The 4134-nt window shown below is 67.3% G+C and carries 1 protein-coding gene and 1 pseudogene; both read right to left on the bottom strand.

All coding sequences use genetic code 11. The features are described from left to right. Window positions 1–214 precede the first annotated feature (214 nt). Window positions 215–2359, bottom strand: a complete 2145-nt coding sequence (locus MFF24_RS28465) for a helicase-related protein (protein ID WP_238229196.1) — start codon at window positions 2357–2359, stop codon at window positions 215–217. A gap of 625 nt (window positions 2360–2984) precedes the next feature. Then, a pseudogene (locus MFF24_RS28460) lies at window positions 2985–3938 on the bottom strand (IS630 family transposase); the annotation flags it as partial. Between the last annotated feature and the right edge of the window lie 196 nt (window positions 3939–4134).

The following is a 4134-nucleotide window of genomic DNA, read 5'->3' as shown; positions in this document are numbered from 1 at the left end:
CTGAAGGTCGCTGGTTCAAATCCAGCCCCCGCAACCAACACAACACACGACAACAGACACACAGCCCGCTGGCCAAAGCCACGCGGGCTGATTGCCGTTCAGAGCCCTCGCGCCACGGCGGCCGGACGCACCGACCCGCATCCCAGAGACCCGGAAAGGGGAGGGGGCTCATGACCTTGCGTTGAAGCGGGTCGGATCGAACCGCGCCGATCCTTCACCGGCCGCCGACGGAACGCCGGGTTCGGCGCTCGGCCTTGCGGGTCGCCGTCTGCCGCAAGTGATGCTCGATCGCGTCGTTGGCGCGTCCGCGCATGTGCCGGATGGCCTCGACATCGTCGAAGGTCTCTGGAAAGCGCCGCGACAGCCACAGATAGGCGCTGGCGAGCTTCACGGTCCGCTCCTGATAATCGAGTTCGCCTGCGAGGCTCGCTCTCAGGGCGGGCACCGTTGCACCCGCCGCCCGAACCAGACTCCACCGCTCCAGCATGCCCATGGCGATCTCGTCGCGCCGGTTGATCGGGCAGACCGAAAAGACGAACTTCTCCTCGATCGGGAGACGCGCGCGGTCGATGGTGCGCGCGATCTCCAGAACCTCCTCCAAGGCCGAGGGCTGGAACGGCGAGCCGGCATAGAAAGTGGCCCGCGCGAAATGCGTCATCACCTCGTAGAGGCTGGGCGTGCGCATCTCCTCCGCCACGGAACGGATCGCCGTCAGGTCCGGGCGCACGTAGAAGCGCGTATCGGAGGCCGGCGCCGTGGGCGCGCCGGCCAGGGCCGCCCGAACCGGCTCGATGCCCGTCGCCTCGGTTGCCGCGACGTAGCCGACCTCGTGATGGCCGTAGCGCCCGGCCCGGCCGGCAATCTGCCGGATCTCCGAATTGGTGAGCGCGCGATCCTCGACGCCGTCCCACTTGCGCACGGCCGAGAAAACGATCCGCCTCAGCGGACCCAGATTGAGGCCCATGCCGATGGCATCGGTCGTCACGAGGACGTTGGCTTCGCCCGAGCGGAAGCGCGCCGCCTCGGCACGGCGAACCTCCGGCGAGAGCGCGCCGTAGATCGTTGCCACCCGGTGCCCACGGGCGACCAGGATCTCTCGATTCTCATGCACCGCACGGCGGGAGAAGGCGACCACGGCATCCCCGGGCTCGACCTTCTCTAGGGGCACGGGCTCGTCCAGAAGCACGAGCGGCGACTTGCGCTCGAAGGCGATCACCTCCAGCGACTCGTTTGCCGCCTCGGCGGCGCGGCGGACATAGGACAAGGCATCATCCGATCCGCAGACGATGACGGTCTTGGCCGGAACACCGAACAGGGCGTTCGTCCAGGCCCAGCCCCGATCCGGGTCCATGAGCATCTGGATCTCGTCGATGACGGCGACGTCGATCGGGCGGGTGAGGTCGGCCGTCTCGATCGTGCGGGCCGTATGGGTCGCGCCGGCCTCTCCCAGAACCTCCTCACCCGTGACCATGCCGGCGCGCAAGCCGCGCTCGCGCAGACCCTCGTAGTTCTCCAGCGCCAGGAGCCGCAGCGGTGCGAGATAGGCCCCGGTGGGGGCGGCGGCCAGGACCTGCAGGGCCGCGTAGGTCTTGCCGGAATTGGTCGGCCCCATGTGGAAGACGATCCGGCGGTTCAGCCGACGCGCCGCGGTGAATTTTTCGATGTAGGCGCCGAAGCCGACCTGATCGCGCAGGCGCCGCAGCCGCGAGCCCTCGCGCGCAACGGCCTTGGCCCGCTGGCGAACCGGCGTCAGCGCATCCGTCAGGGCGCGGGCGAGCCTGGGACTGAAGTTGAAGGGCCGGGAGCGCAGCGAGCGGTCCATATGTTCGAGATAGGCGGCCGCGTCGGCGCCGACTTCGCGCAGATCGGAGAGGATCTGACCTCTGAGCCGATCGATCGGCTTGCGCAGATCACGTGTCGTGCGCGCCGTCATCTCCGCCACGGTGGCGCGCAGTTCCTCCAGGCGGCGCGCCGGATCGTTTCGGGCAGCCATGCCGTCGAGGATCTCGGTGACCAGCGGGTCCGGCGCAGCGTCGATGCGCAGGTCCATCCGCCCGGCATCGAGCAGCGGGATGCCGATCCGGACGCTCCAGCGGATGCTATGGTCCTTGGACAGCGCAGCCCTCAGGGCCGGGAGCGCCCGCTTGAGGGCCGGCACTCCGGTCTCGGCAAAGGCGCGGGCTCTCTGCATCTCCCGCAGCGCGTGGGCCACGCGCTCGTCCTCGACCGCCGCTCCGAGTTCCGGAAGTTCGAGATGGGCGCGCAGCGCCTCGAGATCGACGGTGTTCGGCGCAAGGCCGAGCCGGCCGACTGCCTCGATCAGGCTCTCGATGGTGGGGCGGAGACGCTTGCGGGCCATCGGCTCCCTTTCGACACAACGTCCGTCACAGAACCAATCTTGGCCCACGCCTAACGGGACGCGGCCACCGTGGCACGGCCTCGTGAGGCAGGCGAGGAGCGAGCCTCTCCGCCCAGGCAATCTCCACAGCGCGATGGAGCGTTCCGTCTCGAGTACTTTATACGCTTTGAGGAATGGGTTCTTCGCGGCCAGCGCAGAACGGGAAGTGACCGCCCGTCGTGGGCGGGTTCTGCCAACACACCGTCGTGACGGCACGCGGCGTCGCAACGCAGATCGTGGAGTGGTGGGCCGCATGAGGCGGGATCGGCTCCCCTCCATCGCTGAGCTGCAGCGGCCGGCGAGCGATTTCTGCGCCTTCGCGCCCTAGCGGCCCACTTCACTGCCCGCCTAGCTGTGTTAGAGGCCCGCGCCTCCTACAGCCAGCAGCAGAGCAACATCATCAGCCATCGGCGCACGCTCGATAGGATTGGGCGCCTTGCTGGCGCCACCAGCTAAGCGTTAAGCAGATACTCTGGATCACGGAGCTCTTCGTCAAGTACTTTCCGGGCCGCCTCGATGCTGCGTTGCAGCTTCGCGAAGCTCTCGGCAAGGTCCGCAGAATTCGAGCTAGAGCAGCATCCGATCGGGTTGGATCATATGCGTCGTAACCTGCGGCGGCGAGATAGCGTCGGCATTCGGCTGACGTGAAGCGTCTGAAGGCGCGTTGGATCGTGTTCCAGAGGTCGCTGATCGTGCGAGCGGCCTCGGCACGGAGAATGGCCTTGAGCTTGGCAAAGGCGAGTTCGATCGGGTTGAAGTCGGGGGAATAGGCCGGCAGGTAGAGCAGCCTCGCTCCCGCCGCCTCGATGCGCTCGCGGATACCGCTGACCTTGTGGGCGGGCAGATTGTCGAGCACGACGGTGTCGCCGGGCTGCAGGGCTGGGACGAGGGTTTCATCGACGTAATCGCGGAAGCGAGCGCCTGTCATCGGTCCATCGAGGAGGGCGGTGGCCATCAGACCGCTGGTGCGCAGGCCGGCGGTGACAGTGATGGTCTTCCAATGTCCGAACGGGACCGCACCCCGACAGCGTGCGCCACGCGGAGCCCGCCCATAACGGCGTGCCATCTTCGTATTGGTGGCGGTCTCGTCGAGGAACACGAGCCTGTCCGGGTCGAGATCGAGCTGGCGCTCGAACCAGGACAGGCGCGCGGCCTTCACGTCCTCCTGCTCCTGCTCGGCGGCGTGGCCGATGTTTTTTTGCGCGTGATGACCGTGGCGCTTGAAGAAGCGGGACAGGCTGCTGACCCCGACCCGCAGGCCTCGTTCGGCCAGACGGTCACGCAGCTCATGCAGGAAAAGCTCGGGCTGCGCTTCGGAGGTCTGCCGGATCAGGTCGGCCTGCGCCTCGATTGTATGCGAGCGTTGATCGCCGCCCATCGGCTTGGCCTGCGTCCGCCCCTCCTGAACGAAGGCTCCGTGCCAGCGCACGGCGCTGGCTGGGCTGACCTCGAAACGTCGTGCCGCTTCCCGGCGCGACGCGCCCGCCTCGATCGCAGCCACCACACGCTCGCGCAGATCTCCAGATAGGGCAGACGCCATCGGCTCTCCTCCTCGAAAAGCCGCGCATCGAATCACAACCCTGTCCCGGCCAAAACCCCAGACGATTCAAACCGGTCGGTGACCGCTCTAGGCCGCGTGGACTCTTGGGGTTCACGGACGGGGTAAGCGGTGCTTCAAGGCTGTCTTTTGGAGGACAGCCTTGAGCGTTCAGGATCGCTTGGTTCTCAGCGACGCG

The organism is Methylorubrum aminovorans (assembly GCF_022179725.1).
GTDB lineage: Bacteria > Pseudomonadota > Alphaproteobacteria > Rhizobiales > Beijerinckiaceae > Methylobacterium > Methylobacterium aminovorans.
The sequence above is the reverse complement of the archived record's forward strand: the minus strand, read 5'-3'. Positions and strand labels throughout refer to the sequence as shown.